The sequence below is a fragment of the Streptomyces sp. BF23-19 genome (assembly GCF_041106355.1).
Classification (GTDB): Bacteria; Actinomycetota; Actinomycetes; order Streptomycetales; family Streptomycetaceae; genus Streptomyces; species Streptomyces virginiae_A.
In genome coordinates, this window is record NZ_JBGBPT010000021.1 from 84,032 (window position 1) to 110,725 (window position 26,694).

Genomic DNA, 26,694 nt, shown 5'->3' on the forward strand with positions numbered 1-26,694 from the left:
CACCCTCCCGTACCGATTTGCCTGTGACATCTGCCATTTTGCCCTAGCAGGTGCACGTCAAATAGGCGCGTACCGGCCTGCTCACGGGCTTGGCCGAGGGGGCACCACAGGTCGGCCGGAAAGGTGTTCCCGACGCCGGTCCGACGCCATGGCGACGGCCGTCCGGCCAGGACGACGACGGCATGCCGGCCACCGGCACCAGGTGTCGCGGGTGTCCTCGATGGCGAGATCGGCCTCCTGTCACGGCCCCTCGTCGATCCGGATCTCGACGCGGTCGATGCCGTGGGCCGCGTTCCCTCGAGGGGCTCGGTCGGCGGGGCTCAGTCCCGGGTGACCAGGCCGGTGACGAGCGCGGCGGTGCGCCGGTGCCAGGCACCCGCGCCACGGAGCATCGCGTGCCCGCCCGTGGACATCGGGATGGCGGTGGCGTCGGCGCCCGCGAGCCGGGACCGGCGGACGAACTCCCAGGACCCGGCGGCCGAGGTGACCCGGTCCTCCTCGTCGTGCAACAGGTAGAGCCGGCGGCCCGCGAGGTGGTCCACCGGTTCACCCGGCGGACACCAGGGCGCGAGGGCCACCACGCCGTGGACCAGGGGTGCGCCGGCCGCCCGGAGTGCCGCTCGACCCCCCATCGAGTGGCCGACCAGGACCACCGGTACGTCCCCGGCGAGCGACCGCAGCCGCGCGAGGGCCGCCTCCGCGTCGCGGGCGGCGTCGCAGCGGGAGCCGTTCCAGCCGCGGTGGCGGTAGCGCACCTCCGCCACCAGGACGTCGCGCCCGCGCGTCGCGCGGGCGACGGCGGCCGCGAAGGGCCGCATCCGCAGCGCGGGCAGGTTGACCAGGGGAGGCGGCTCCGGCCCCTCCTCGCGCCCTCCGTGCAGCAGCAGGACCGCGGCCGCCGGTGTCGCGGGGGACGTACGGAGCACGAGGGAGCGGCCCTGGCCGGTGGACTCCGTGTCCCGCTCGGTCCCGGCCGTCACCGTGCCTCCTGGCCTATGCGGCGCGGCGGACGCGGGAAGAACCCGCTGGTGCGGGCCGCGTAGTCGGCGTAGCCGGGCCGGTCCGCCATGTGCGCCTCCAACAGTCTCTTGCCGCTGCCCCAGATCAGCAGCGCGCTCATCACCAGCGGTGAGACCAGCGTGAGTGCCGCAGTCTGCCAGGTGGCGCAGGCCAACAGATAAAGACCCCACCAGACGAGGAAGTCGCCGAAGTAGTTGGGGTGCCGGGTCCAGCTCCACAGACCCCTGTCCATGATCGTGCCCCGGTGTTCGGGGCGCTGCCTGAAGCGGGCCAGCTGGAGGTCCCCGACCGCCTCGAAGAGCAGTCCGCTCGCCCACAGCAGCAGGCCGACGGCGGCGAGCGGCCCGAGCGGTACGGGCACGTACGACGCGGCCTGCACCGGCAGCGAGACGAGCCAGACCAGCGCGCCCTGGAGCAGGTAGACCTTGCGCAGGGCGTACAGCCGGGTGCTGCCCGGTGCCCGGGCGAGCATGCGGGCGTAGCGCGGGTCCTCGCCGTGTCCCCGGCCGCGCCCGGCGATGTGCAGGGCCAGGCGCAGTCCCCACACGACGGTCGCCGCGGCGACCGCGAGACGCCGGCCGTCGTCGCCGTACCCCGCCGACAGCAGCCAGCTGGTGAGGGCCACCGCGGCGAAGGCGACCCCCCAGGCGATGTCGACGATCCGGTGCAGGCCCTTGACCGTGGCGACGGCGAAGGTGGCCAGCATGACGGCGAACGCGGCGCCGGCCGCGGCGGCCAGGTTGAGGGACAGCGCGCCCCATTCGAGGGTCATCGGGGCTCCAGTGGCCCGTGATCGTCGGCGGTGAGCAGCAGTTGGCGTACGTCCAGGTAGCGCGAGCGGAATCCGGCCTCTGAGTAGGCGAGGTAGAGCTCCCACATGCGGTGGAAGGTGCGGTCGAAGCCGAGGGCGGCGACGGAGTCGGCCTGTCGGTCGAACTCCTCGCGCCACAGCCGCAGCGTCTCCGCGTAGTGGTCGCCGAAGCCGTCGTCCGCCACGGTGCTCAGACCGGCCGCCGCGCTCGTGCGGGCGATCGCCTCGCGGGAGGGGATGAGCCCCCCGGGGAAGATGTACTTGCTGATCCAGGTGTGCGTGCGGGCGGTGAGGAGCATGCGCTCGTGCGGCATGGTGATGGCTTGGAGGGCGACGCGGCCGCCCGGGGCGAGGAGCCGGCGCAGGGCGGCGAAGTAGGTGGCCCAGTACTCGGCGCCGACCGCTTCGATCATCTCCACGCTGACGACGGCGTCGAAGGAGCCCTCGACGTGGCGGTAGTCGCGCAGTTCGACGGTGACCCGGTCGCCGAGACCGGCCGCGGCGATGCGCTCGCGGGCCAGGTCGCGCTGCTCGGCGGAGAGCGTCACGGTCAGTACCTCGGCGCCCCGGGAGGCGGCCCGGACGGCCAGCTCGCCCCAGCCGGTGCCGATCTCCAGCAGCCGGGTGCCCGGTCCGACGTCCGCGAGGTCGAGGAGCCGGTCGATCTTGCGGTGCTGGGCGGCGGTGAAGGTGGCGGGCTGGGCGGGGAAGGCGGCGAAGACCGCCGAGGAGTAACTCATGCTCCGGTCGAGGAACAGCGTGAACAGTTCGTTGGACAGGTCGTAGTGGCGGTGGATGTTCTCCCGCGCCCCCTCGGGGGTGTTGCGCTGCTGTTCCGGGCGTCGGCGTACCCACGCGTCGCGCAGCCGGCGCAGCGGCGCCGGCACGAGGTCGTCGACGTGGGTGGCGAGCACGGTCAGGACGCCGACCAGGTCGTCGCTGTCCCATTCCCCGGCCATGTACGACTCGCCGAAGCCGATCAGGCCGTCCGCGGCGATCCGGCGGTGGAAGGCCTCGGGGTCGTGGAGGGTGAGGGTGGGCAGCGCTCCGGCCTGCCGGGGCACGTCGTACGCGGCCGGCTCCCGGAGGCCGCTGCGGACCCGCAGCGGGAGCCGGGCGAGGGCCCGGCGGAGGATCCGCTCGGCGACGGCGGTACGCAGGGCCGAGGTGCGGGGCGGCGGGACCACGTCGGGCCGGCGCGCCGGGTCGACGGGTGCGAGCGCGCTCTCGTGGGCCGGGATGTACGAGACGGTCACAGGGTGCCTTCCTGCGGGGGGCGGACGGGACAGGCGGGGCGGACGGGACGGACGGGACGGGGACGGACCGGGAGGCCGCGGAGGAAGAGGCGGATGCCGTGGAAGCGGATACCGAGGGAGACCCGGGCGGTGGACCACGGGTGGCGCAGCGCGGCCCCGAGCAGGGTGCGGACGCCGGCCGGGCGGTGGCTGCCCCGCACGGTCGCGGTGAAGGGGCAGGTCCCGTCGCCGTGGCGCAGTTGCACGGTCAGGTCGAGGTCGTCGCCGGGTACGGGCAGCCGCATCCGGTAGAAGCCCTCGACCGCGAAGAACGGCGAGACGTAGAAGTCCTTGGGGACGTCGGTCAGTCCGTCGGCGCCGGGGCGCAGCAGGTAGCAGTGGCGCTCGCCGTAGGTGTTGTGGACCTCGGCGACGACGCAGACCGGGGTGCCGGCGCGGTCGTGGCACCAGTAGAGGGTGAGCGGGTTGAAGACGTGGCCGAGGACCCGGGCGTGGGCGAGCATCAGCACGCGGCCGTCGGCGTCCGCCACGCCGTGGGCGGCGAGTTCGGCCTGCAGGCCCGCCCGCAGGGTGGGGGCCTCGCCACCGAAGTGGTCGCGGGGGTCGAACCGGGCCAGCGGGCGCAGCGCCCGGGGTATGCGGGGTGGGTCGTCGATGTCGATGAGCCACAGGTAGGTGCGCTGCCGGAAGGCGTGCCGGACCGGGGTGGTGCGGGTGTGGGCCACCGTGCACGTGTAGAGGGCCGGTACGCGGGGCGGGGCGGCCGGCCCGGCGGAGATGCCGTTCACCACCGCACCCCCAGGGCCTCGGCCGCGGCGACGCCGGAGCGGCAGCCGTCCTCGTGGAAGCCCCAGCCGTGATAGGCGCCGGCGAAGGCGATCACGGACGTGTTCAGCCGGGGCAGTTCCTCCTGCGCCGCGACGGACCGGGGAGTGTAGACGGGGTGTTCGTACACCATGCGGGCGATCACGTCGAAGGGGTCGACCCGGCCGCGGGCGTTGAGGGTGACGATGTGCGGCTCGGCGGTCGGCAGTTGCTGGAGCCGGTTCATGTCGTAGCTGACCTGGACGCTCTCGGGCCGCGCGGAGCAGGAGGGGAGCCAGTAGTTCCACGAGGCGCGCGCGTGCGGGGAGCGGGGCAGCAGCGAGGTGTCGCGGTGCAGCACCGTGGGATTGCGGGAGTAGCTGAACGCGCCGAGGATCCGGACCTCGTCCTCGGTCGGATCGGCCAGCAGGCGCAGCGCCTGGTCGGGGTGGACCGCGACGACCACGGCGGCGTACGGGGTCGAGTCGCCGTCCGGCGTGAGCACGCGCGCGTGGTCGGCGGCCCGCACGACGGCCCGGACCGGGGTCGAGGTGCGGACGGAGGTGAGGTGCTTGGCGGCCTTGGCCACGTAGTCGGCCGAACCGCCCGTGACCGTACGCCACTGCGGGGATCCCTTGACGGACAGCAGTCCGTGGTGGGCCAGGAAGCGGAAGAGGTACCGGGCGGGGTACTGGAGAGCGGTGTCCGGCGCGCACGACCAGACGGCCGCGACGAGCGGGATGGCGAAGTGGCCGACGAAGTAGCGGGAGAAGCCGTGCCCGTCGAGGAACTCCCCCAGGGTCTGCCCGCTGTCGGGGGAGGCGAGCAGTCGCCGGGCGGCGCGGTGGAAGCGCGGCACCTCGGCGAGCATGCGCAGGTGGCGGCCGCGCAGCAGGTTGCCTCCGCCGAGCAGTCCGGCCGCGCCCCGGGCGCCCGCGTACTCCAGGCCGCAGCCGTCGCACCGTACGGACATGCTCATCTCGGATTCCTGCGTGGTGACGCCGAGCTCCCGGAACAGCCGCAGCAGGTGCGGGTAGGTGCGCTCGTTGTGCACGATGAATCCGCTGTCCACGTGGACCGTTCCCGCGTCCTCGGTGGTCAGTTCATGGGTGTGTGCGTGTCCGCCGAGGCGGTCGTCCGCCTCGTACAGCACCACGTCGTAGGCGCGTTGCAGGATGTGGGCGGCCGTCAGTCCCGCCACGCCCCCGCCCACCACAGCGACTCTCCGCCGGTCCACGTCGATCAACCCCTCGCGCTCGCCTGCCCGGCACGACCGGTGCCGGGCGTTTCACGGGTACTTCGGCGCCGGTCGACCCGCGGATGGGAATCTTGTTCCGACGGGCGCCGGGGGCCGGCCGGAACCGCTGCCCCACCACCGCTGACACCACCGCTGCCGCTGCCACTGGCGCCGGCGCGCGCCTCGCCGCCGAGGCAGTGGCGCATCCGGTGCAGCCCCCGCCGGGCGTGGCTCTTGACGGTGCCCAGCGGCAGTCCGGTGCGCTCGGCGATCTGGGCCTGGGTGAGGTCCGCGTAGAAGGCCATCGCCAGTACCTCCCGCTGCGCGCGGGGCAGTTTCGCCAGTTCGCCGGTGAGGAGCAGCCGGTCCAGGACGGTTTCCGGGCCCGCCGGCGGCGCGTCCGTGGGCGGCAGGGCGGCGCCGGCCGCGGCGACCAGGTCGAGCCGCCGGGTCCGGGCCGTGAGGGCGTCGGCGATCTTCCGCCGGGTGATGCCGACCAGCCAGCCGGGAAACGGCCCGCGCTCCGGCCGGTAGTTGGCGCGGCCCTGCCAGGCGGCCAGGAAGACCTGCTGGCTGACGTCCTCGGCCTCTCTGGAATCGCCGAGGGTGCGGGTGGCCAGGGCGAGGACGAGGCCGCCCCAGCGGCGGTACGCGGCGCTCAGGCACCGCTCGTCGCCGCGCACGAAACCCTCGACGACCTCGTGGTCGAGGAGCTGCTCCCGGACGGCGGACACGGGGGACGGCCGGGCGGTGACGCTCTGTGCGGTCATGGCGACTGCTCCTCGGGGCCGGGTCCGGTTCCCGTCCAGATTCCGACCCGCTCGCGCATCGATTCCACTCGCATCGTTTGTGCGTCGCATGATGGATCCATGAACGAGTCCGCACAGCCCGGCGAGATCGGCGGGATCCGCGGGACCGGCGGGACCGCCGAGCCCGCCGGTCCCGCGCACGGAATCACCACCGGCGCCGTGGCACGCCGGCTGGGGGTCGCCCCGACGACGCTGCGCTCCTGGGACCGGCGGTACGGCATCGGGCCCGCCGCCCGCGAGGATGGCAAGCACCGGCGGTGGACCCCCGGGGACATCGCCGTCCTGCAGGAGATGTGCCGCCTGACCGCGTCGGGGGTGCCGCCCGCGGAGGCCGCACGCGCCGCCCGGGCCCGGTCGGTGCCCGTCGCGCTTGCGGCTGCCTCCCCCGCGCCGGCCCGTCAGCCGGGATCGGGCAACGGCCTGCCGCTCGGCGATGTGCGCCAGGAGTGCCGGGGGCTCGGCCGGGCCGCCGTCCGCCTCGATTCGCCGACCATGGACGAGATGCTCGGCTCCCTGATCGGCGAGTACGGCCTGGTCACCACCTGGGAGGAGGTGATGGTGCCGACCCTGCACGCGGTGGGGCGCAAGTGGGAGACCTCGGGCGACCAGTACGTCGAGGTCGAGCACCTGCTCTCCTGGCACGTCTCGACGGCGCTGCGCCGCGTGAGCATCGGGGCGCTGTCCGGGCCCCGGGCGAGCGCTCCCCCGATCCTGCTGGCGTGCGTACCGGGCGAGCAGCACACCCTCCCACTGGAGGCGCTCGCCGCGGGTCTCGCCGAACTGGGCCTGCCCGCCCGGATGTTCGGGGCAGCGGTACCGCCGGAGGCGCTCGTCCAGGCCGTGCGCCGGACGGGGCCCGGCGCGGTCGTGCTGTGGGCCCAGGCCCGCTCCACCGCGCACCATGCCCTGGCCCGGCATGTCGCCGACACCGCCTGGGGGGTCAAGGGCGCCCGGGCCCGGACCACGGTCCTCCTGGCGGGCCCCGGCTGGGCGGGGCCGGCGCCCGCTCCGGGCATGCTGCGCCCCGGCGGGCTGCGGGAAGCCCTGGGCCTGCTGCGCGGACTGTGCGAGGCGGCGACGACCGCGCCGGGAGGAGGAGGCGACGGGTCGGTGGGAGGAGGCGGCGGAGCGGGAAGCGGCGGCGGAGCGGCCCTTCAACGCTCCTGACCGGCGCGGGCCTGCTCGACCACGTCGCGGATCGCCCGGGCGACGAGTCGCGGCCGCTCGACGGCGATGCCGTGGCCGCTGTCGGTGTCGGTGACGTGCCGGGCCCGCAACTCCTCGGCCAGGCTCCGCTGGGCGGCCAACCAGGCCGGCCAGGTCGATCCGCCTCCGACCGCGAGGTCCCACGGACGGTCGGAGGTGAGCACGACGGCGGGCAGGCCGCGCGGCGGGGCCGGCGCCGCGCGCAGTTCCCGTACGGCGGCGGGGTAGTCGGGTGCTTCGAGGCCCTTCCCGGAGTCCGCGGCCCGGATCTTGTCCATCCACGTCGCCCACTGGGCCGGTGTCAGGGTGTCCTTCAGGAACGGGGAGGCCCCGTCGACGGTCACCAGCCCGGCGGTCCGCGCCGGTTCGGTCCGTGCGTACAGCGAGGCGATCATCGCTCCCCAGGAGGCGCCGACCAGGACGTACGGCGGATGCTCACCGGCCGCGGCGAGCGTCGCCCGCAGGTCCTCGACGCCGGCCGCCGCCGTGGTGGGCCGGGTGACCGGCGTCGAACGGTTCGGCGTGCCGTCCAGCCGGGTCGTGCCGGGGCGGTCGTAGGCGCACACCCGTGTGAACCGGGCGACCTCCGTGAGCACGGCCGACGGATCGGGCTTCGGCTCGGCTTCCGGCCGGGCGGCGTCCACGATGTGGGTCCACTCGTCCGACGCGCCCCCGGCCCCGGACACGAGCACGACCGTGGGGGACCCGGATCCGCGGCAGTCCAGCAGCACGCGGCGGGCGCCGCCGATGTCCACCGGGCGGGCCGGGTCGGCCCCGTCGTCCGCGGCCGCAACGGGCACCGCCCCCGCGCACAGCGCGAGCGAGACGGTGAGGGTGACGACGGCGGCGGACACGTGACGGGCCCGGACCGGGCGACTTCCGAACACCCGTCCAGTCTGGCACCGTGCGGTGACCACCGACAGCCGGTGGGGTCACGGACCGTCCTTGCCGCGGGCCCGGCGGAAGCGGGCCAGCCCCTCGGGGAGCCCGACCAGGGGGTCGGGGTAGTCGTACCGGGCCCGTTCCAGGCCGGCCAGCTGCCAGGGCTCGTGCACCGACGGGCCCGGCAGCTCGGCGAGTTCCGGGACCCAGCGCCGCACGTACGCGCCGTCGGGGTCGTACCGCTTGCCCTGGATCACCGGATTGAGCACCCGGTTGGGGCGGCTGTCGGTCCCGGTACCGGCCACCCACTGCCAGTTGAGCTGGTTGTTGGCCACGTCGCCGTCGACCAGCAGATCGAGGAAGTGACGGGCTCCGGCGCGCCAGTCGATGTAGAGCGTCTTGGTCAGGAAGGACGCGGCGAGCAGCCGGCCCCGGCCGGGCATCCAGCCCTCGTGGGCGAGTTGCCGCATGGCCGCGTCGACCACGGGATAGCCGGTGCGGCCCTCCTTCCAGGCCCGCAGGTCGGCCTCGGCCGCCTTGCCGCGCCGCCAGCGGTCGGCCCGGGAGCGGTAGTCCCGGACGGCCGCGCCGGGGCGGGCGGCGAGGAGCTGGTACTGGAAGTCGCGCCAGCAGAGCTGCCGTACGAAGGCCTCGGCGCCAGCTCCGCCCCGGGATCGCGCCCGGTGCACGGCCTCGGCCGCCGAGACCGCGCCGAAGTGGATGTACGGGGAGAGGCGGGAGGTGGCGTCGCCGGGGAGGTCGTCGTGGCCTTCCTCGTACCCGTCGGCGTACTCCCCCAGCCAGTCCGTGAGCCGCTGCCGGCCCTCCCGCTCGCCCCCGGTGGCCAGGCCCGCCGAGACGGACGCGACCTCGTCGCGGGACGGGAGCGCCTCCGAGCGGATCGCGCCGGGCACCGGGACCTGCTGCGGAGCGGCGAGCGGCTCGCGCAGCCGCTCGCGCGACCAGCGTCTGAAGTAGGGGGTGAAGACGGCGAAGTGATCGGATCCGCCGGGGGTCACGGCGCCGGCGGGCAGGGCGGTGACGACACCGTCGTGGACGTACAGCCGTCGCCCGTCGGCCTCCAGGGCGCTGCGCAGCCGCTGCTCGCGGTGCAGGGCGAAGGCGCTGCACCCGGCCGCCATGTGCACCTCGTCGGCGTCGGCCTGCCGTACGACGGCGCACACCTCGGCGACGGGGTCCCCCGAGCGCACCACGAGCCGGCCGCCGCGCTCGCGCAGCCCGGCGTCGAGTCCGGCGAGGCAGTCCGCGAGGAAGGCGAGCCGGTTGGGGGCCGCGAAGCCGGCGCGGTCCACCGCCGGGTCGCGGACGAAGAGCGGGACGGTCTCGTTCCCCGAACCCAGCGCGGCGCGCAGCGGCGGATGGTCGTGGACGCGGAGGTCCGAGGTGAACAGGACGACCGAGACGTTCATGGTGCTGCTCCTGGCATCGGGCCACCGGGCGGACCCTGCGGGTGCCGCGCGGTGGTCGCTGGGCTGGCCTTGCCCGTCATTCGGCGCGGGCGGCCGCGGCGGATGCACCGGACGCGCCGGCCGCGGCGGGTTCCGTGGACGCGGCCGGCCCGCGGTCGTCACCCGCCTCCGCCGTGCGCGCGATGTTGCGGGCCATGCCCCCGAAGACCACGGCGTGGAACGGGGAGACGCTCCACCAGTACAGGTGACCGGCCAGGCCGCGCGGGTGGAACAGCGCCCGCTGCCGGTATCGGGTGCGCCCGTCCCCGTCCTGCTCGGCGTGCATCTCCAGCCAGGCGAGGCCCGGCAGCCGCATCTCGGCGCGGAGTCTGAGCAGCCGGCCGCGTTCGATCTCCTCGACCCGCCAGAAGTCCAGGGAGTCGCCGACCCTCAGGTGTGCGGCGTCGCGGCGGCCCCGGCGCAGTCCGACGCCCCCGACGAGCCGGTCGAGCCAGCCGCGGACGGCCCAGGCGAGCGGGAAGGAGTACCAGCCGTTCTCCCCGCCGATGCCCTCCACGACCCGCCACAGGGCCTGCGGCGAGGCCTCGACGGTGCGCTCACGGACATCGGAGTAGAGGCTGCCGCCGGCCCAGTCCGGGTCGGTGGGCAGCGGGTCGCTCGGGGCGCCGGGCACCGAGGCGGAGGACCAGCGGGTGAGGACCTCGGCGTCCCGGACCTTCCTGAGGGCGTAGGTGAGGGCCGTGTCGAAGTCGAGGGGCGTGCCGGGCGGGTCGGGCACCCAGGTGGCGATGTCGTGCTCGTCGCAGACGACCTCGTACTTGAGGGATTCGGCGAGGGGGCGGGCGATGGCGCGGGGCACCGGGGTGACCAGGCCGACCCAGTGGCTGGACAGCCGCGGGGTGAGGACCGGTACGGGCAGGATGAGCCGCTGGGGCAGCCCGTCGACGCGGGCGTAGCGGCGCATCATGTCGAGGTAGGTGAGGACGTCGGGGCCGCCGATGTCGAAGGCGCGGCTGACCTCGGCGGGCATCCGGGCGCTGCCGACCAGGTAGCGCAGCACGTCGCGGACGGCGATGGGCTGGATACGGGTGCGCACCCAGCTGGGGGTGACCATCACGGGCAGCCGCTCGGTCAGGTAGCGGAGCATCTCGAAGGAGGCCGAGCCGGAGCCGATGATGACGGCGGCGCGGAGCACCGTGGTGGGGACCCCGGAGGCCAGGAGGATGCGCCCGACCTCGGCGCGGGAGCGCAGATGGGGCGAGAGGTCGCGGTCGGGCACCCCGCCCGGGGTGAGTCCGCCCAGGTAGACGATGCGGCGGACGCCGGCGGCGCGGGCCTGCTCGGCGAAGTTCCGCGCGGCCAGGCGGTCGGTGTGCTCGAAGTCGCGCCCGGTGCCGAGGGCGTGCACGAGGTAGTAGGCGACGTCGACGCCCCGCAGGGCGGAGGCGAGCGACACGGCGTCGGTGACGTCGCCGCGGACGATCTCCGCCTGCCCGGCCCAGGGGTGGTCGCGCAGTTTCTCGGGAGTGCGGGCGAGGCAGCGCACCCGGTGGCCGGCGGTGATGAGCTCGGGGACGAGCCGGCCGCCGATGTAGCCGGTGGCTCCGGTGACCAGGCACAGTGTGCCCGGGGCCGAGGGTCCTTGTGCGTCCGTCATCGAGTTGCTCCGATCGGGTGTCGCGGGTGCTCCCCCGGAGTTCTTCCGGGGGTACGGTCCGGCCGGATGCACGGACCGCCGCCCACGAGGTGATCGTGCGGAGCGCGAGCGCGCCTACTTCGGCATGAGGACCGTGTCGACGATGTAGACGGTGGCATTGGCGGTGGGGACGTCGCCGCAGACCACCTTGGAGGTGTTGTTCACCTGGTAGGCGGTGCCCGAGCCCTTGGTGGTGATCATTCCCTTCTGGAGGGTCTGGAAGGAGCCGCTCCCCAGCTGCGTCGGGGTGAGCTTCTCGCCCACCACGTGATAGGTGAGGATCTTGGTCAGGGTCTCCTTGTCGGCGAGGACCTTGTCCAGGTCCGCCTTCGGGATCTTCGCGAACGCGTCGTTCGTCGGCGCGAACACCGTGATGTTCTGGGCATTGTTCAACGTGTCCACCAGGCCGGCCTTCTTCACGGCCGCGACCAGGGTCGACAGCGCCGGGTTGTTCGAGGCGGCGGTGGCGACCGGGTCCTGCGCCATGCCGTCGAAGGAACCCGCGCCGCTCTTGGGCACCGAGGCGCACGCGGGGCCGAACGGAGCGCCCGCTCCCGGGCCGGTGTCGCCGATCGGATCGGGCGAAGAGACCGCGTCGGGCGCGGCGGCCCCCTCATTGCTCGTACTCTCCTCCGAACAGGCGGACAGTGCCAGCGGAAGCAGCACTGCGGCGGTCACCGCGAGGGCGGCACGACGGAAGGTGTGAATGCTCATGGTCTCTCCTGCGTCTACGGGACCCACCCATCGGTGAATCACGCCGGCAATTCGGCACGGGCCCTCATCCGGATGGCCTCCTCACCCGAACGAGTGGCAGCTCGTACAAGCTGCCGATCGACGGCCCGGGGGCTGCCGAAGGCACCGCCCGCCGCGACCCATCCGCCTGCCCCTCGGCTCCGAACGAGCTGTGCAACCGAGTACTCCTGGAGGACCTCCCCGGTGAGAGAGAACGTGCGCATAGGCCGGCACCCGTCGGCCGCTCCCGACCTGCCGGAATTGATGGGCCGGGTGGCCCGCGGTGATCAGCAGGCGTTCACGGCCGTCTTCGAGGCGGTGTCGGGCCCCGTACTGGGCCTCGTACGGTCCGTGCTGCGGGACCCGGCCCAGTCCGAGGAGGTCGCCCAGGAGGTACTGGTCGAGCTCTGGCGGACCGCCGCCCGCTACCAACCCGCGCGGGGCTCGGTGATGAACTGGGTGCTGACCCTGGCCCACCGCCGGGCCGTCGACCGGGTGCGTTCCGCGCAGGCGTCGACCAACCGCGAGAAGCGGGCGGCGCTGCTGGACCACACCACGGCCTACGACGAGGTGGTGGAGCAGGTGGAGAGCCGGCTGGAGCGCGAGCAGGTACGGCGCTGTCTGCACGGACTCAGCGAGATGCAGCGCCAGGCGGTCACTCTGGCGTACTACCGCGGCCTGACCCACCGGGAGGTCGCGGAGTTGTTGGCCCTTCCGTTGGGTACCGTGAAGACACGGCTGCGCGACGGGCTCATCCGGCTTCGTGACTGCCTGGGGGTGGGCGTGTGAACACCGCGGATCTGCACACGTTGACGGGCGCGTACGTGCTCGACGCCCTGGATCCGGGCGAGCGGGCCGCCGTCGAGCGGCACCTCGCCGACTGCGCGTCCTGCGCCCAGGAGGTCCGGGAGTTCTCCGAGACCGTCACGCGCCTCGGGCTCGCCGTCGCGGCGCCGCCGAGTGCCGCGCTGCGCGACGAGGTGCTGCGCCGGATCGCGACCGTACGCCAGGATCCACCCACGACGGCGCGGACCGGTCGCGGCGGCCACGTACGGCCCCGCTGGCGGCCGGTGCCGAGCTGGGCCCTGGCGGCCTGCCTCGCGGGGGCCGTGGCGCTGGGCGGTGTCGCCGTGGCGCAGTACGAGCAGGCCGAGGACGCCCGGCAGCAGGCGCAGCGGGCCAGGCTCGCGAACGATGCCGTGGGCGCGGTCCTCGCGGCCGCCGACGCCCGGGTGGCCACGGCGCCGCTGCGGGACGGAGCGGTGGGCACCGTGGTGGTCTCGGACTCCCGTAACCAGGCGGTCTTCGCGGCCTCCGGGCTGCCGGCGCCGCCCAGCGGGAAGGTGTACCAGCTCTGGTACAACGACGGCGGCGGCAAGATGCGTCCGGCGGGCCTGATGGGCTCCGGTACCCCGGCGACGGCCACGCTCCTCGACGGTCCGGTCGACACGGCGTCGGGGATGGGTGTCACCGTCGAACCGGCCGGCGGCTCGCCGCGGCCGACCTCGAATCCGGTGGCCCTGCTGACCTTCCCGACGGTCTGACCGGCCTCCGGGCCCCTCCCCGGTCAGACCGTGGAGGACGCCCGGAAGCGGTTGCGGTACTCCGTCGGCGTCGTGTCGAGCTTGCGGCGGAAGGCACGGACGAGGGTGTCGGTCGTGTTGAAGCCGCAGACGGTCGCGACGCGTTCGAGGGTGTCGTCCGTGGACTCCAGCCGGTTGCGGGCCACTTCGACCCGGGCGGATTCGATGTAGGCGGCCGGGGTCATGCCCAGTTCCGTCTTGAAGATCCGGGTGAGCTGCCGTTCGCCGACGTGCGCCTGTTCGGCGAGGTCGGCGACGGTCAGCTGCTCGGCGATGTTGCGCGTGATGTAGTGGCGCAGGTCCTCGATGCGCCGCGTGGTCGACACCGGTTCGAGCGGAACGCTGAACTGGCTCTGTCCGCTGGGCCGTTTCAGATACATCACCAGCTGCCGGGCGACGCGCAGGGCGACGGCCTCGCCGAAGTCGTCGGCGACGAGGGCGAGCGAGAGGTCGAGGCAGGAGCTGATGCCGGCGCCGGTCCACACGTCCCGGTCCCGGATGAAGATCGGATCGGCGTCGACCTCGATCGAGGGGTGCTCGTCGGCGAGTTGGCGGGCGGTCGACCAGTGGGTGGTGGCCCGCCTGCCGTCCAGCAGCCCGGCGTCGGCGAGGATGTGCGCGCCCACGCAGACGGATGCGACGCGCCGGGCCGTGGCGGCGAGGGTCCGTACCCGGTCGACCACGGCGGGGTCGGCGACGGCGCGGACCCGACCCCGTTCGTCCACCTCGACCGACCCGGGCACCAGCAGGGTGTCGATGCTCCGCCCGGCCACCTCCTGGAAGGTGGTGTCCGGGAGGATGCGGACCCCGGCGGAGGTGGTGACGGGGTCCATGGTCTCGGCGGCCAGGGCCACCCGGTAGCCCGACGCCTCGCCCAGCTCCCGCCGCAGCAGGGCGAACACCTCCGGCGGGCCGGTGACGTCCAGCAGGTCGACGCCGTCGAAGAGGACGACGACGATGAACCGTCCGGCGGTGCTCAAGGGGTGTCTCCGTTCGGTGCGACGACGGTCGTGTCAGGACCCACCGTATGTCGGTTTCTGCGGGTTGGATGACATTGCCGACATCCGGGGGCGGTCATAGCGTGGAGAGCACGGCCGCCGCTCCGCGGCCCGGAACCTCTCGAACGACACCCCAGGAGGGTATTTCCATGTCCAAGGCGACCCTGCGCGATCTGATCGGCCTCGACCGGAACCCGGCGTCACCGGCCGAGGCGACGCTGATCCTGATCGACTACCAGAACACCTACACCCGAGGCGTGATGGAGTTGACGGGGTGGGAGGCCGCCCTCGACGCCGGCGCCGCGCTGCTGGACCGGGCCCGTGCGGCCGGGGCGAAGGTCATCCATGTGATCAACGACGGCGGCGAGGGAAGCCCGTACGACATCCGGGCCGAGATCGGCCGGATCCATCCCCGGGTGGCTCCGGTCGACGGCGAGGTCGTGGTCGTCAAGACGGTCCCCAACGGGTTCGTCGAGACCGACCTGGGCGACCACGTCGACGCCGCCGGCCACAAGGACGTCCTCCTCGCCGGGTTCATGACCCACATGTGCGTGACCTTCACCGCGGAGGGCGCGTTCCTGCGGGGCAACCGGCCCACCGTGGTCGCGGACGCGTGCGCGACCCGGCCGCTGCGGACGGCGGTGGCCGAGGTGTCCGCCGAACAGCTCCACCACGCCGCGCTCGCGACGATCGCCGATCTCTACGGGGTCGTCGTCCCGTCCGTCTCCTCCCTCGGCTGAGGCGGCGGCCGGTCCGTCAGCCCGCCGTCGCCACGAGGCGTCGCAGGGCGGCCTGGGCGGGTGGGCCCCAGGTGGGCTTGCCGCCCGGGCGGCCGCGGACGCCCGCCTCGCCGATGAGGATGCCGCCGAGGGCTCGCTGCGCCGCCCAGCCACGGGCGCGGCGCCGGGTCGCGTCGTCCACGGCCGGCCGGTAGGAGGCGTGGAAGCGGTCGACGGCGCCGTCCGGCAGCAGGGTCCACGGGGCGGCGAGGTCGCAGGCCGGATCGCCCGCGCAGAGATCACCGAAGTCGATCACGCCGCACAGGGTGCCGCCCGCGGTGAGGACGTTGGCCGGGTGGAGGTCACCGTGCAGCCACATCGCCGGGCCCGCCCAGACGGGCGCGGCGACGGCGTCCTCCCAGACCGCGCGAACGGCGTCCGGGTCGGGGATCAGCCCCATGTCGGCGGCGGTGGCGAGCCCGTCGGCGAACGCGTCGGCGTGCTCGGCCAGTGGCCCCCCACGGCCGTGGTTGCCCACGGGTGCCCCCTCGGGAGCCGGTCGGTGAAAGGCCGTCAGGAAGGCGGCCAGGGCGTCGGCCGCGGCCGTGGCGTTCGTGGCGGGGGCGCGGTCGGCGGGCTCACCGGGCACCCAGGTGGTGACGATCCAGGGACGCGGGAACCTCTCGGAGGGCTCGCCGATGCGCTGCGGTACGGGAACCGGCAGCGGCAGGCCCGGGGCGAGGACGGGCAGCCAGGCGTGCTCCTTGCGCAGCAGCGCGTCCGCGGCCGGCGTCGCCCAGGGCAGCCGGACGGCGAGGTCCTCCCCGAGCCGCCACAGCTGGTTGTCCCAGCCACGGGCACCGAACCGCACGGGGCGGTCCGCCAGGTCGGGGTGCTGATCGCGCAACAGGTCCCGGACCAGCTCCGCGGTGACCTCTGTCCGGTCGTGCGTCTCGGTATGTGTCATACGCGCCAACCGTAGTCGGGACCGCCTGCGCAGAGCCGGCGGGACTCAGAGGTCCTCGCCGAGCGGCAGCCGGTGGATGCCCGGCAGGTACTCGTCGAGCTCGCCCGGCGTGAACCGGGACATGCCCACGACGTGCCAGAACTCACCGGCCACATCGCCCTCGTACTTGTACCCGCCGGCCGGTGTCAGCGCCGCCCAGCCGCCCGCCATACCCATCAGCGTCGCGCGGGGGGACGGCGGTTCCCCGTCCGCCGGGACGTTCCAGAGCCGTACGGTGCCGTCCTCGGCGCCGCTCGCCAGGGTCGTACCGTCCGGGGAGAAGGCGAGCGAGAGCACCCGTCCGGTGTGCCCGACGAGGTCGGTCAGGTGCTCGCCCGTCACGGCGTCCCACAGGGCGACGGCCCGGTCGTCGCCGCCGATGGCCAGCAGCGGGCGGCTCGGGTGGGCGGCCACCGCCCACAGCCGGCCGCCGCGTCCGCGCAGCCGCGGACCGGCCTGCCCGTCCCGCCAGACGATGGCCGTACCGTCCCAGCTCGCGCTGGCGAGCCAGTCGCTCCCCGGGCCGTACGCGACGCCGTACACCCGGTCGGCATGCCCGCCGAGCTGATGCAGGAGGGCGCCGTTCCGGGCGTCCCACACCCGGACGAAACTGTCGTCGCAGCCGGTGGCCAGGACATCGGCGTCCGAGCGGAAGGCGATGGAGCGGACCCGGCCCCGGTGCTCGGTCAGCGTCGACACGGGGGAACCCGTGGGGCGGAACCAGACGCGGACGGAATCGTCGTCGTTGGCGGTGGCGAGCAGGGTCCCGGACGCGTTGAAGGCCTCCGCCCAGACGTGCTCGGTCTCGGCGTCGAGCTCCCTGAGGTACTCGCCGCCCACCGGGTTCCAGAGGTACATGTCGCCGTCGTTGCTGGCCGTGGCCAGGACGGCTTCGACAGGGCTGAAGGCCGCCGAGACCAGCCGGTCGCCGCGCCCGGTGAGTTCGTCCGTACGGCGGCCCGTGCGCGTCTCCCACAGCCGTACGACCCCGTCGTTGCCGGCCGCCGCCAGCTGCGTGCCGTCCGCGCTGAAGGCGACCCCGCTGATCCGGCGGCCGTGGCCGCGCAGGATGCGCTTGCCCTGGCCGGTGGCCGCGTCCCAGATCTGCGCGCCGCCGTCGTTGCCGACGGTGAGCAACTGGCTGTCGCCGGGCCGGAAGGCGCAGGCCCAGGCGGTGCCGCGGTGCTCGGTCGGCTGCTGGAGATGAAGGGCGATCGTGTACCCGTGGGGGCGCCCGGTGACCGTCCACAGCCGGACCGCGCCGTTGCTGTCGCAGGCGGCGAGGAGCTTCCCGTCGTCGCCGAAGAGCACCTGGTAGACGGCGCCGGTGCCCCGTTCGAGGATTCCGGCGGGGGTCCCGACCACCGGGTCCCAGAGCCGGATCTGGCCGTCCGTGTCACCACTGGCCAGGAGGTTTCCCTCGGGGTGGAAGTCGAGGACGTACACACGCCCGGTGTGTCCGGTGAACTCGTGCAGCAGCCGCGCGTCGGCCGTCCGCCAGATCCGCACCGTGCCGCCCTGTCCGGGACCGCCCCGGTCGGCGGTGGCGAAGAGGGTCCCGTCGGGGCTGAACCGGGCCCGGTAGACGGCCCCTTGATGGCCCTCGATCTCCCGGACGCAGTGCCCGGTGGTCAGGTCCCACAGTCGTACCTTCGCGCTCGCGTCCCCGGTGAGCAGCAGGCCGTCCGGTCCGTAGACCGCGGTGTAGACGGGCGCGGTGTGGCCCGGCATCCGTTGCAGGGGCTCGCCGGTGGCCACGTCCCAGACCGTGACCAGGCCCTCGCGGTCGCCCGTGGCGAGCAGTGTGCCGGCCGCGTCGAAGGAGACCGGCCACACCCCGTCGGGGTGGACCCGCAGGTGGTGGCGGCAGACCCCGGTCACCGGGTCCCAGAGCCGCACCGCACCGTCGGAGCCGCCGGTGGCGATGACGTCCGGCCGGAACTTCACGGCGTACACGCGCCCTTCGTGCCCCTGGAGGGTGCGCACGGCCCGGCCGTCGTCGGCGCCGCAGACCAGGACGGAGCCGTCCTCGCTGCCGACCGCGAGGAGTTCGCCGTCGCTGCTGTACGCGATGGGTTCGGGAAGGCGGCTCGTGCGCATGCCGAACCCGTACGGGACCCCGACGGCGGAGGGCCGGAACCCGGCGTCCACGGGCATCCCGGGGGCGATCGCGGCGGTCCCCAGCTCGGGGGCGGCCCGCACCTCGTCGTCCATCGTCACGTCGATGAGCGCCGCCCGGTGCCAGCGGCTGCCGGTCAGCAGGGCGCCCCGCAGATCGGTCCGGGTCAGCCGCGCCCGGCTGAGGTTCGCGCCGGACAGGTCGGCCCGGCTCAGGTCGGCCCGGTCGAGACGGGCGCCGGTCAGCCGGGTGCCCCGCAACAGGGCGCCGGAGAGGTTGGCGCCGATCAGCCGGGCGTCCGTCAGATCCGCGTCGGAGAGGTCGACCCCGGAGAAGTCGCGGTGCGAGAGGTCCTCGCCGGCCAGCCGGGCGCCCCGCAGATCGGCGTTGGCCGGTACCCGCAGCCGGTCGGAGATCCGTACGGCGTTGGCGCGGGCGGCCTCGCTGACCGCCCGCCCCGGGGAGTCGAGGACCTCGCGCACCCAGCGGGCGCACTGCTCGTGGTCGGCGAGGTCGCAGAAGAACTCGACGGCGAGCTGGCTGAGCGGGCGCGCGAGCAGCACGGTGTGCTGCCCGCGGGCGAGCTGACGGGCAGCCTCCCGCGCCACCAACCATTCGATGACGGAGCCGTGGATGAACTGGAAGACCCCGTCGTCGCTGCGGACCAGCAGGCTGCCCGCGCCGACCGCCTGGGCGCGCTCGGACGCGGTGAGCGGGGACTCGGTGAGTTCGCTGAGGGTGCCGGCCACGGTCTCGGTGAGCTCGTCGAGCCGCAGGGCGCTGCGGCCGCTCTCCCACAACCGCCAGGCCAGCGCGGTCACCGCCGCCCACAGCTGGTCGAGGGTGAGCCCGGGCGGCGCACCGGGACCGCCCTGGCCGCGCCGTTCCTCGTGACCGAGCCAGGAGGTGAACACGTCCTCGTACAGCCGGGCGGGGCTGAGCGCGCGGCCCGCTCCGGCGACCGCGCGCAGTTGGTCCTGGCTCAGGTCGGCGACGAAGGAGAGCAGCCGGGGATTGCGGCAGAGCATCAGGAGGTCGGGGATGTTGCGCAGGAGCTGGTAGCGGCGGTCGGCGGCGTGCTCGTCGCCGTAGCTGCGGACGAGGTAGGAGCGGATCTGGGCCGGGGTGAAGCCCTCGACGGCCAGGATCCTGCGTTGCGGGAGCAGGCCGACGCGCTCGCCGAGCGCGGTGAGGACCTGGGCGTGCGACTTGAAGTGCTGGGTGCGGCTGCTGACGACGATCTTGGCGTGGTCGACGGCGGCGTCGAGGAGGACCTGGAGGTGGTCGGCGGCCCGGTCGTAGCTGACCCGGTTGACCAGTTCGTCGAAGCCGTCGAAGAGCAGGACGACGCGGCCCTGGGCGAGCATGTAGCGCAGGGCGCGCAGGTCGATGGTGTCGACGTCGTGGCCGGCCAGATGGGCTGCGACCAGGCCTTCGAGGCTGTGCGCCCGGTCCAGGGAGTTGAGCGGGATCAGCAACGGGGTCAGGTGCGGGAGCTGTTCGGGGATGCGCCGGGCGAGCTCGCGCAGGGCGAAGGTCTTGCCGTGTCCGAAGTCGCCGAGGAGCAGGACGAACCGGCCGTGGTCGGATTCGAGGAGTTCCAGCAGCTCCTCGACGAGTCCGTCACGTTCTTGGCCGTCGGGGCGGTCGGCGTCGCGGTAGCGCTGGGGGAGGTAGAGGCCGGGGGCGTACTGCTCGCTGCTGCTGAGCCGGGCCGTCTGCGCGGCGACGTAGCCCCGCAGGTCGAGCAGGCCCTGGAACTCGATGAAGCTGCGGACCCGGACCCGGACGCCGTGGGCGGCGGCCCGGCGGCGCAGCCCGGCGGCCGGGGCGTCGCCCGCGTACACCAGGACGGCCTCGGAGCCGGTGTCGGTGGCGTGCACCTGGGCGATGAAGCGGTCCAGTTCCTCCTCGGTGGGGCTCCCCGGGTGGACGGCTATGCGCTGCTGCTGGACGACGCCGTCCTCCTGCTCCCGCCAGGTGGCCATGATCTGTGCCATGTCGGCCGGTTCGCGGCGCGGGACGTCGCGCAGCCGCACGCCCTCCCGGCGCACCCGGCAGATCTCCTTGACGCGCTCGGCCAGCGAGGCGGCCGGGTCGTCCAGGGGAGCCCGTCCGCCGGGCCGCTCGACGTCGATGACGGCGGGCAGTTCCGGTACGGGGAAGACCCGGCGGGTCTGTCGCCATGCGGCGGGGAAGGTCTCGGACGCGGAGGTGATCCGGTCGTCCCAGCGGGTCACGCCCTGGGCGCCGATCTGCAGCAGCTGGAACCTGGCGGGGGCGGCGGAGCCGAACAGGGGCAGCTCACCGCCGGCTCCGGCAGCGGCGGCGGCGCCGGAAGTCCCGGCGAGCTGGGTGCGGCTGGGGGCCGAGGTGGTGCTGCGCGGGCCGCCGGTCGGCCCGTGCAGCAGCAGGTGCAGCCGCGGGGCGGCGAGCCGGGCGAAGGTGTCGGCGTCCCGCAGCCCGCCGGGGCCGCCGACCGCGTCGCCGGGGCGGCGGCCGTCGGTGAGCGGGTGGCGGAGCGCGCCGACGCGCAGCCAGCCCTCCTCCTCGTAGCGGCGCATGGCCTCGGCGAACCAGGCGGCCTGGTCGCGGCCGATGAAGCCGTACTGCTCCTCGGGGCGGTGGCTGTAGGCCATGGAGGAGTTGAATCCGGCGACGACCGTGCTCAGTTCGGGCACCGGGAAGAGGGTCCAGGGCTGGTCGCTGTCGAAGACGGTGTCCAGGCCCTGGTAGAGGCCGCGGAACAGCCTGGTGTAGTGGCGCCATTTGGGCCAGTACGGCGGCTGCGGTGCCACCTCGTCGGCCTCGCAGGTGTGGAAGTAGGCCTGGGACGCGGCCTGGTTCACGTCCTGCGCGCCCGGTACCACCATCACGCGCTGGGGGGAGAGGTCGAGCTGGGATCGCAGGGCGGTGAGGAAGCTGAGGGCCTGGTCGCATTCGCGCGGGCTGCCGGACGCGGTGAGGTCGCCGGTGACGACCATCAGATCGGGGGCGGGTGCCCCGGCGTCCCTGAGCATGATGAGGTCGCCGCGGATCTGCCGGCTGAGCGAGTCGGGTTCGCGGCCGCGCCCGAAGTCGGGCCCGGCCAGGTGCAGGACGGTCACGGTGTCCTGGGGGTTGTGGCCGGCCGCGGCGGCCTGCGGGTAGAGCGGCGCCCTGGCCGCCCGCCGGCGCCCGGACCAGCCGGGGCCGGCGAGCGCGCTCGGCTGCGGCTGCCCGGGGTTGGGCTGCTCCGGGTGACGGACGGGTCCCGGCCCGCTCCCCGGATAGCCGGGGCGGCGGCCCGGGCGGGCGTGGCCGTCGACGGCCTGGCCGACCCGGTTCAGCAGCAGGGAGCGGGCCGCGTCGATGTCCGCGACGCCGACGAGGTCGACGTAGGTGATCGTGGCGAGGAGTCCCTCGATCGGGATCTCGTCCACCCGGACGGTCAGCAGCCTCCGTTCGGGCGACTCGGGCGAGGCCCGGAGCGCGGCCTGCCATTCCATGCGACCGTAGGTGGAACGCTCGTAGTGGCGTGACAGTACGGCGATGACCGCCAGGGACTCGCTGACGCCCCTGTCCATGAAGTCTATGAAGTTGGTTCCCGGTACGAAGTCCCAGGCCTGCACCACCGTGCGGTAGCCGGCTTCCTCCAGGGTCCAGGCGATCCACGCGGCCCATTGTTCGTCTGCCGGGGAGTAACTGATGAAGAAGTCGAACTCTCTTGCGGGAGCGCCGAATTGCCCGTCCGTCATCATGAGTCCATCGTAGGGCCGTGCCCCCGTCTGCGGGTTTGTCCCGGCAAGGACGAGGTGGTCCCCCGCGGGACGCCGGACCCGCCGCCCGGGCGGGACTGTCCGATTCCTTCCGCCCCGTCTGATGCCGGGGCGTGTGTATGTGCGAACCTGTTCGCCGTGTCCCTCCTCAGGCGTCTGCATCCACTGGACTGGCTGGCCGGCGGCCTGCTCGCACTCGGTGCACTGTGCGTCGCCACGGGCCTGCTGCCCACCGGACCCGCCACGGACGTGCTGCAGCGCATCGGTCCGCTGGTGGTGTTCCTGGCCACCGTGATCGTCCTCGCGGAGCTGACCGGCAAGGCGGAGGTCTTCGACGTCGTCGCCACCTGGGTGGCCCGGGCGGGGCGCGGCCGATACCCCCTCCTCTTCTGTCTCTGCGTGCTGTTCGCGTCCGTCACCACCATCACCCTCAACCTGGACACGACGGCGGTCCTGCTGACCCCGGTGATGCTGGCGCTGGCGACCCGGGTCGGTATCGCGCCCGTACCGCTGGCGATGACCACGGTGTGGCTGGCCAACACGGCCAGCCTGCTGCTTCCGGTGTCGAACCTGACGAACCTGCTGGCCGCGGACCGCATCGCGCTGACCCCGTCGGAGATGGCCGCCACCATGTGGGCGCCGCAGTTGGCCGCGATCGCGGTCACGATGGCCTGCCTGTGGGGCTTCTACTGGCGCCCGGGGCGTCGCGCCGAGACCCGCTACACGCCGCCGCCCCTGCCGCGGCCCGCGGACCGGGTCCTGTTCCGGGTGAGCGCGGTGGCGTGCGCCGGATTCCTGCTGGCGATCCTGCTCGCCGACGTGCCGCTGTGGTCGGCGTCGATGGCGGCCGCGCTGATCGTGGTCGTGGCCTTCTGGTTCCGCAGCCGGGAGACGCTGCGCCTCTCCCTGATCCCCTGGCGGCTCCTCGTCCTCGTCCCGGGGATGTTCCTGGTCGTGGAGACGGTCAACGCCCACGGGCTGCACGACATCCTGGCGGCGGCGATGGGGTCCGACAACGACGTCGTCGGCATGCTGAGGTCGGCGGCGGTCGGTGCGGGCTTCTCGAACGTGCTGAACAACCTCCCGGCCTATCTGGCGGGCGAGGCGGCCATTCCGGTGGCCAATCACGAGCAGCTGCTCGCCCAGCTGATCGGCGTCAACGTGGGGCCGGTCATCACGCCGTGGGCCTCGCTGGCCACCCTGCTGTGGTTCGAGCGGTGCCGCTGGCACGGAACCCGGATCGACCTGGGCCGCTTCTTCGGTACGGGCGTCGTGCTGGCGGTGGCGGGCACGCTGGCGGCGACGCTGGCCCTGGCGGCCACGACCTAGGGATCTTGTCGGCCGAGCCCGCGTCGTCCGGTGCCGTGCATCGCAAGGCGGAGGGGCTCCCTTGTACCGGACGTACTCGGACGCTCCGACAACGCCGCGAGGTGCGGTGCCGGGCGGCGCGGGCCCGGCAAGATCCGAAAGAGCCGGCCTAGCGGTAGAAGGTCCGGCCGCCGGAGCCGGAGGAAACGGACCACACCTCGCTGATCAAACCGTTGGTGATCCTCAGGGTGTCGGTCCCGCTCCTGGCGACGGTTCGGGCGTCTTCGTCCCTGACGGAAGCGAGATAGGGGCGGGCGACCAGGCCGGTCGGTGCGCCATCGACAAGCGCGAGGTCCACGACCGCCGCACCCTCGGCGACGAAGCGAAGCCCACGTCGCTCTCGGTGCCAGGCCGCGATGATGTCGGCGAGCTGCTGCGGAGTGCGGACGTCGTCGAAGGCCTCGGTGCCTGCCTGGGCGTAACGTAGGACGAATTCCGGCGCCATGATCTTCTCGGCAAGGTCCAGATCACCGTTCCACATCGCCGTCCACCGGTCGTAGGTGTGGATGCCGAACTGCCGCACTTCGTTGTCGCTCATCAAGACCGCCCTCGATCGTTTCGGGTTCGCGAGGTTCGCGACGGTAACAAGAGGGTCTGACAACGGTGACCGCCTGCCGGGCCCGGCAGGACCCGACCCGGCCCGGCCCGGTGAACCTTCCCGGTCGCAGCACCCCTAGCCGCTCGGGGTGACGGCCCCCACCTCCTCCAGCAGGTACGCGAGGGTCTCGCCGCGGGCCGCGACGAAGCTGCGCCCGGTGTCGGCCCCGGCGAAACCGGGTCTGAACTCCGCCCCGGACAGCGTGCGCAGCTCCACGCCCGCCTCGGCGGCGAGCAGCGCCCCGGTCGGCAGGTCCACGCCCTCGGCGCGGTAGCCGACGAAGGCGTCGATGGTGCCGCGCGCCAGCAGGCTCCAGCCGAGCAGTGGCGCCCACAGCTGCAGGACGCGCCGGCAGCGCAGCTCCAGCACCGCGCGCAGGGCCACCGCCGTCGGGTCGCCCCGTTCCACGGCGTATCCCTGGGTCCAGGCGACGACGGGCCCGGGGCGCGGCAGGGTGCGGGCGGGGCCGGGCAGCTCGCCGGACGGTCCGTGGGCTCCGTACCCCTTGACCGCGTGCCAGGTCTCCCCGGTGACCGGCTCGTGCACCACTCCCATCACGGGGGTGCCCGCCAGGCACAGCCCGATCCCCACCGCGTAGGTGGGCAGCCCGATCACGACGTTGTTGCTGCCGTCCAACGGGTCGACCAGCCAGGTGCGTTCGCCCGCCGCGTCGAGGAGCCCTGCCTCCTCGGACAGGATCCGGTCCCGCGGGAAGTGGCGCTGTATCCGGCTCAGTACGAGTTTCTCGGCGGCGAGGTCGAGGTCCATCTGCACGTCCCCGGAAGCGCCCTTCGTCCGCACGCACCGCGCCGTGCCGAAGCGCCTGCGCAGCAGGCCGCCCGCCTCCTCCGCCGCGGCGACGGCGACCTGCCTCTCGTGGTCGAAGTCAGGCCCGCTGTTGGGCATCGATCCTCCTGAGGACGGTGTGGACGCTGCGCACGGTCTGCGCGGTGTCGCACAGTCGGCGGGTCGTGCGGCGCGGTCGGCCGTCGAGCGGGCCGAGCGAGAGGTCGAGCTGCCCGGGGATCGACGTCCCGTGCACCAGGGTGGCCGCCGGTTCCGCCCCCTCCAGTGCGGTGGCGTGGAACTCGCCCGCCGCCAGCGTGTACGTCTCCCCGCCCGCGCTGATGTGGGCGGGTCCGGGCTCGCTCCGTACCAGGAGGGAGGTCGGCCGGATCTCGTCCACGCCGTCGCTCCCGCTGAACACCTCGAAGATCCGGTGGGTGGCGCCCTCCTCGCGGTCCCGCACCGCGCTCGTCCGTACGGGCAGGTTGGCCACCCGCCCGTACAGCACGCGGCTGCGCAGTTCCCAGCTGTGGGCGTGCATCGGTGACGCGTCCGGATCGGCGCGGTTGCCGATCTCGAAGAGATGCACGCAGATTCCGCGTGGCCCCTCTCTCAGCAATGGCAGGCAGAGGAATCCGAGCGGATGTCGGACGGCATGTAACTCCCGGGCGCCGGAGGCTATTTCCTCCAAGGTGACGAGAGTGCTTTCGAGCTCGGGGTCCATGGGCACGCGCCGGAGCGCATCACCTCCTGTAGGGGTCCTCCGCGTGCAGGGCCTTCTCGATGATCTTGCCGATGTCGCTGTCGGTGAAGACGCGTGGCAGTGGCAGCCGCAGGTCGTCGAAGAGCGTCCGCACTTCGTCGACGGTGGGCTCCTGGCCGAGCGGGGAGGCGACGCGCAGGTCGAGCACGGTCGCCTGCTCGCGGCTCTGGTGCAGCTCGGTCACGTAGTAGTCGTAGAGCGGCTGCCCGCGCTCCACCAGCAGGTTCACCCGGGACTGATCGTCCTGGGTGATGATGAGGCAGGTCTCGGACAGGTCGAAGCGCAGGGTCGGCACGGCGGCCGACAGATGCACGCTGATCTCCAGGGTGGTCAGCTGCCGCTGGTACCAGCACGCGGCGAGGACGGTCGCGTACGACTCCCGGCGGACCCGGTCGGTGGTCCACAGATCGTCTCCGCGACGCTGCGCGCCGAACATCTGCCGGAACCGGGCGTACGCGGCGCAGGCCCGCTCGTCGGCCGGATTGACGATGTCGATCTTCACGTTGAGCTGCGAGCGCTGTTCCTTCGCGGCGGCCACGCACAGGGGCAGTGTGACCGCCCGCAGGTAGGTGCCCGTACCGCCCTTGAAGTACCAGAGGTTGGTGTGCTGGCGGGCCTTGCGCAGCGCCTCGCCGACCTCGTTGCCCGAGAGCGAACGCACCATCGCCAGGTCTTCCAGGGCCTGCCGGGTCCCGCTCATCGCCTCCTGGATGCTCGCGGGCCGGCGCACCCGCTCCACGATCGACCCGGTCGCGAGGAGGCCGAGGACGACGAGGGTGGCGCCGGAGGAGACGTCGTCACTGATGACGTCGCCGAAGATGTCGAGGAGTCCGACCGCCATCGCGATGCCCAGGGCGACCACGACGTCGGCGTTCCGCAGCACCCAGGCAACGAAGCGTTCCAACCGCCCTACGTGCGCTGCCATGAACGCACCCCCCTCCCCCACCCGTGTTCCGATGGTAGGAGATGCGCCGGTGGCGCCACCAGAGCGACTTCACGTCGCGCGGACGCCCTGATCGACAGGACACCCCCTAGGTGTATTGACTCGCAGGGTTGTTGACTCGGCTGATGGGTGGGTGTCCGTCGAGTGCGGTGTGGCAGCGGTGGTGGTTG

General features: G+C 73.6%; 21 protein-coding genes and 1 pseudogene. 5 read left to right on the plus strand and 17 right to left on the minus strand.

Annotated elements, in window-relative coordinates:
* Positions 1–320 precede the first annotated feature (320 nt).
* The 6 genes and pseudogenes from AB8A24_RS14705 to AB8A24_RS14730 all read right to left on the minus strand — a co-directional run.
* Entirely contained in the window at positions 321–980 is a 660-nt protein-coding gene (locus AB8A24_RS14705; RefSeq protein ID WP_328964354.1) for an alpha/beta fold hydrolase, read from the minus strand.
* Positions 977–1,792, minus strand: a complete 816-nt coding sequence (locus AB8A24_RS14710) for a DUF1295 domain-containing protein (protein ID WP_369475984.1) — start codon at positions 1,790–1,792, stop codon at positions 977–979. The genes AB8A24_RS14705 and AB8A24_RS14710 overlap by 4 nt, the downstream gene beginning before the upstream one ends.
* On the minus strand, positions 1,789–3,087 hold the full coding sequence (locus AB8A24_RS14715) for a class I SAM-dependent methyltransferase (RefSeq protein ID WP_369475986.1): 1,299 nt from the start codon (positions 3,085–3,087) through the stop codon (positions 1,789–1,791). The genes AB8A24_RS14710 and AB8A24_RS14715 overlap by 4 nt, the downstream gene beginning before the upstream one ends.
* Positions 3,084–3,875: a DUF1365 domain-containing protein gene (locus tag AB8A24_RS14720; RefSeq protein WP_328964351.1), complete on the minus strand. Its 792-nt coding sequence runs from the start codon at positions 3,873–3,875 to the stop codon at positions 3,084–3,086. Before AB8A24_RS14720 ends, AB8A24_RS14715 begins: the two co-directional genes overlap by 4 nt.
* Positions 3,872–5,134 (minus strand): FAD-dependent oxidoreductase, encoded by a 1,263-nt coding sequence (locus tag AB8A24_RS14725; protein ID WP_328966066.1) that lies wholly within the window; start codon positions 5,132–5,134, stop codon positions 3,872–3,874. The genes AB8A24_RS14720 and AB8A24_RS14725 overlap by 4 nt, the downstream gene beginning before the upstream one ends.
* A gap of 194 nt (positions 5,135–5,328) precedes the next feature.
* Positions 5,329–5,898, minus strand: a pseudogene (locus AB8A24_RS14730) (sigma-70 family RNA polymerase sigma factor); the annotation flags it as partial.
* Between the two features lie 99 nt (positions 5,899–5,997).
* On the opposite strand from AB8A24_RS14730, the gene AB8A24_RS14735 reads away from it, so the two are divergent.
* A complete protein-coding gene (locus AB8A24_RS14735) occupies positions 5,998–7,104 on the plus strand; it encodes a MerR family transcriptional regulator (protein ID WP_369475988.1) in 1,107 nt (368 codons plus the stop codon).
* On the opposite strand, the gene AB8A24_RS14740 is transcribed toward AB8A24_RS14735, so the two are convergent.
* From AB8A24_RS14740 to AB8A24_RS14755, 4 genes are all read right to left on the minus strand, one after another.
* Complete coding sequence (locus AB8A24_RS14740; protein ID WP_369475990.1) at positions 7,092–8,030, minus strand: alpha/beta fold hydrolase; 939 nt, start codon at positions 8,028–8,030, stop codon at positions 7,092–7,094. The two genes, AB8A24_RS14735 and AB8A24_RS14740, sit on opposite strands and share 13 nt — an antisense overlap.
* A gap of 45 nt (positions 8,031–8,075) precedes the next feature.
* Entirely contained in the window at positions 8,076–9,455 is a 1,380-nt protein-coding gene (locus AB8A24_RS14745) for a deoxyribodipyrimidine photo-lyase (protein WP_369475992.1), read from the minus strand.
* A 76-nt stretch (positions 9,456–9,531) separates the two neighbouring features.
* Positions 9,532–11,112 carry an SDR family oxidoreductase gene (locus tag AB8A24_RS14750; protein WP_328964347.1) on the minus strand — a complete coding sequence of 527 codons (1,581 nt, stop codon included), beginning with the start codon at positions 11,110–11,112 and terminating at the stop codon, positions 9,532–9,534.
* Positions 11,113–11,226: 114 nt separating this feature from the next.
* The gene (locus AB8A24_RS14755; protein WP_328964346.1) at positions 11,227–11,865 is read right to left on the minus strand and encodes a fasciclin domain-containing protein; all 639 of its coding nucleotides are present in this window, start codon (positions 11,863–11,865) and stop codon (positions 11,227–11,229) included.
* Positions 11,866–12,087: 222 nt separating this feature from the next.
* On the opposite strand from AB8A24_RS14755, the gene AB8A24_RS14760 reads away from it, so the two are divergent.
* Both AB8A24_RS14760 and AB8A24_RS14765 read left to right on the plus strand, forming a co-directional pair.
* Positions 12,088–12,672, plus strand: a complete 585-nt coding sequence (locus tag AB8A24_RS14760; RefSeq protein ID WP_328964345.1) for a sigma-70 family RNA polymerase sigma factor — start codon at positions 12,088–12,090, stop codon at positions 12,670–12,672.
* Positions 12,669–13,427: an anti-sigma factor gene (locus tag AB8A24_RS14765; RefSeq protein WP_328964344.1), complete on the plus strand. Its 759-nt coding sequence runs from the start codon at positions 12,669–12,671 to the stop codon at positions 13,425–13,427. Before AB8A24_RS14760 ends, AB8A24_RS14765 begins: the two co-directional genes overlap by 4 nt.
* A 23-nt stretch (positions 13,428–13,450) precedes the next feature.
* On the opposite strand, the gene AB8A24_RS14770 is transcribed toward AB8A24_RS14765, so the two are convergent.
* The gene (locus tag AB8A24_RS14770; RefSeq protein ID WP_328964343.1) at positions 13,451–14,446 is read right to left on the minus strand and encodes a DJ-1/PfpI family protein; all 996 of its coding nucleotides are present in this window, start codon (positions 14,444–14,446) and stop codon (positions 13,451–13,453) included.
* A 167-nt stretch (positions 14,447–14,613) separates the two neighbouring features.
* On the opposite strand from AB8A24_RS14770, the gene AB8A24_RS14775 reads away from it, so the two are divergent.
* Positions 14,614–15,204 carry an isochorismatase family protein gene (locus tag AB8A24_RS14775; protein WP_328964342.1) on the plus strand — a complete coding sequence of 197 codons (591 nt, stop codon included), beginning with the start codon at positions 14,614–14,616 and terminating at the stop codon, positions 15,202–15,204.
* A 16-nt stretch (positions 15,205–15,220) separates the two neighbouring features.
* Here the strand turns inward: AB8A24_RS14775 and AB8A24_RS14780 are convergent, their stop codons facing one another.
* Both AB8A24_RS14780 and AB8A24_RS14785 read right to left on the minus strand, forming a co-directional pair.
* Positions 15,221–16,150: an aminoglycoside phosphotransferase family protein gene (locus tag AB8A24_RS14780; protein ID WP_328964341.1), complete on the minus strand. Its 930-nt coding sequence runs from the start codon at positions 16,148–16,150 to the stop codon at positions 15,221–15,223.
* Between the two features lie 45 nt (positions 16,151–16,195).
* Positions 16,196–22,048: a TIR domain-containing protein gene (locus AB8A24_RS14785; protein WP_369475997.1), complete on the minus strand. Its 5,853-nt coding sequence runs from the start codon at positions 22,046–22,048 to the stop codon at positions 16,196–16,198.
* Positions 22,049–22,204: 156 nt separating this feature from the next.
* Between AB8A24_RS14785 and AB8A24_RS14790 the strand changes: the two genes are divergently transcribed.
* Positions 22,205–23,395, plus strand: a complete 1,191-nt coding sequence (locus AB8A24_RS14790) for an SLC13 family permease (protein WP_328964339.1) — start codon at positions 22,205–22,207, stop codon at positions 23,393–23,395.
* 148 nt (positions 23,396–23,543) lie between these two features.
* Here the strand turns inward: AB8A24_RS14790 and AB8A24_RS14795 are convergent, their stop codons facing one another.
* The 4 genes from AB8A24_RS14795 to AB8A24_RS14810 form a co-directional block, all read right to left on the minus strand.
* A complete protein-coding gene (locus AB8A24_RS14795; RefSeq protein ID WP_369475999.1) occupies positions 23,544–23,972 on the minus strand; it encodes a hypothetical protein in 429 nt (142 codons plus the stop codon).
* A gap of 135 nt (positions 23,973–24,107) precedes the next feature.
* A complete protein-coding gene (locus tag AB8A24_RS14800; RefSeq protein ID WP_328964337.1) occupies positions 24,108–24,938 on the minus strand; it encodes an inositol monophosphatase in 831 nt (276 codons plus the stop codon).
* Positions 24,919–25,407: a hypothetical protein gene (locus AB8A24_RS14805; RefSeq protein WP_328964336.1), complete on the minus strand. Its 489-nt coding sequence runs from the start codon at positions 25,405–25,407 to the stop codon at positions 24,919–24,921. The genes AB8A24_RS14800 and AB8A24_RS14805 overlap by 20 nt, the downstream gene beginning before the upstream one ends.
* A 154-nt stretch (positions 25,408–25,561) precedes the next feature.
* Complete coding sequence (locus AB8A24_RS14810) at positions 25,562–26,506, minus strand: hypothetical protein (protein ID WP_030719245.1); 945 nt, start codon at positions 26,504–26,506, stop codon at positions 25,562–25,564.
* Positions 26,507–26,694: the final 188 nt, after the last annotated feature.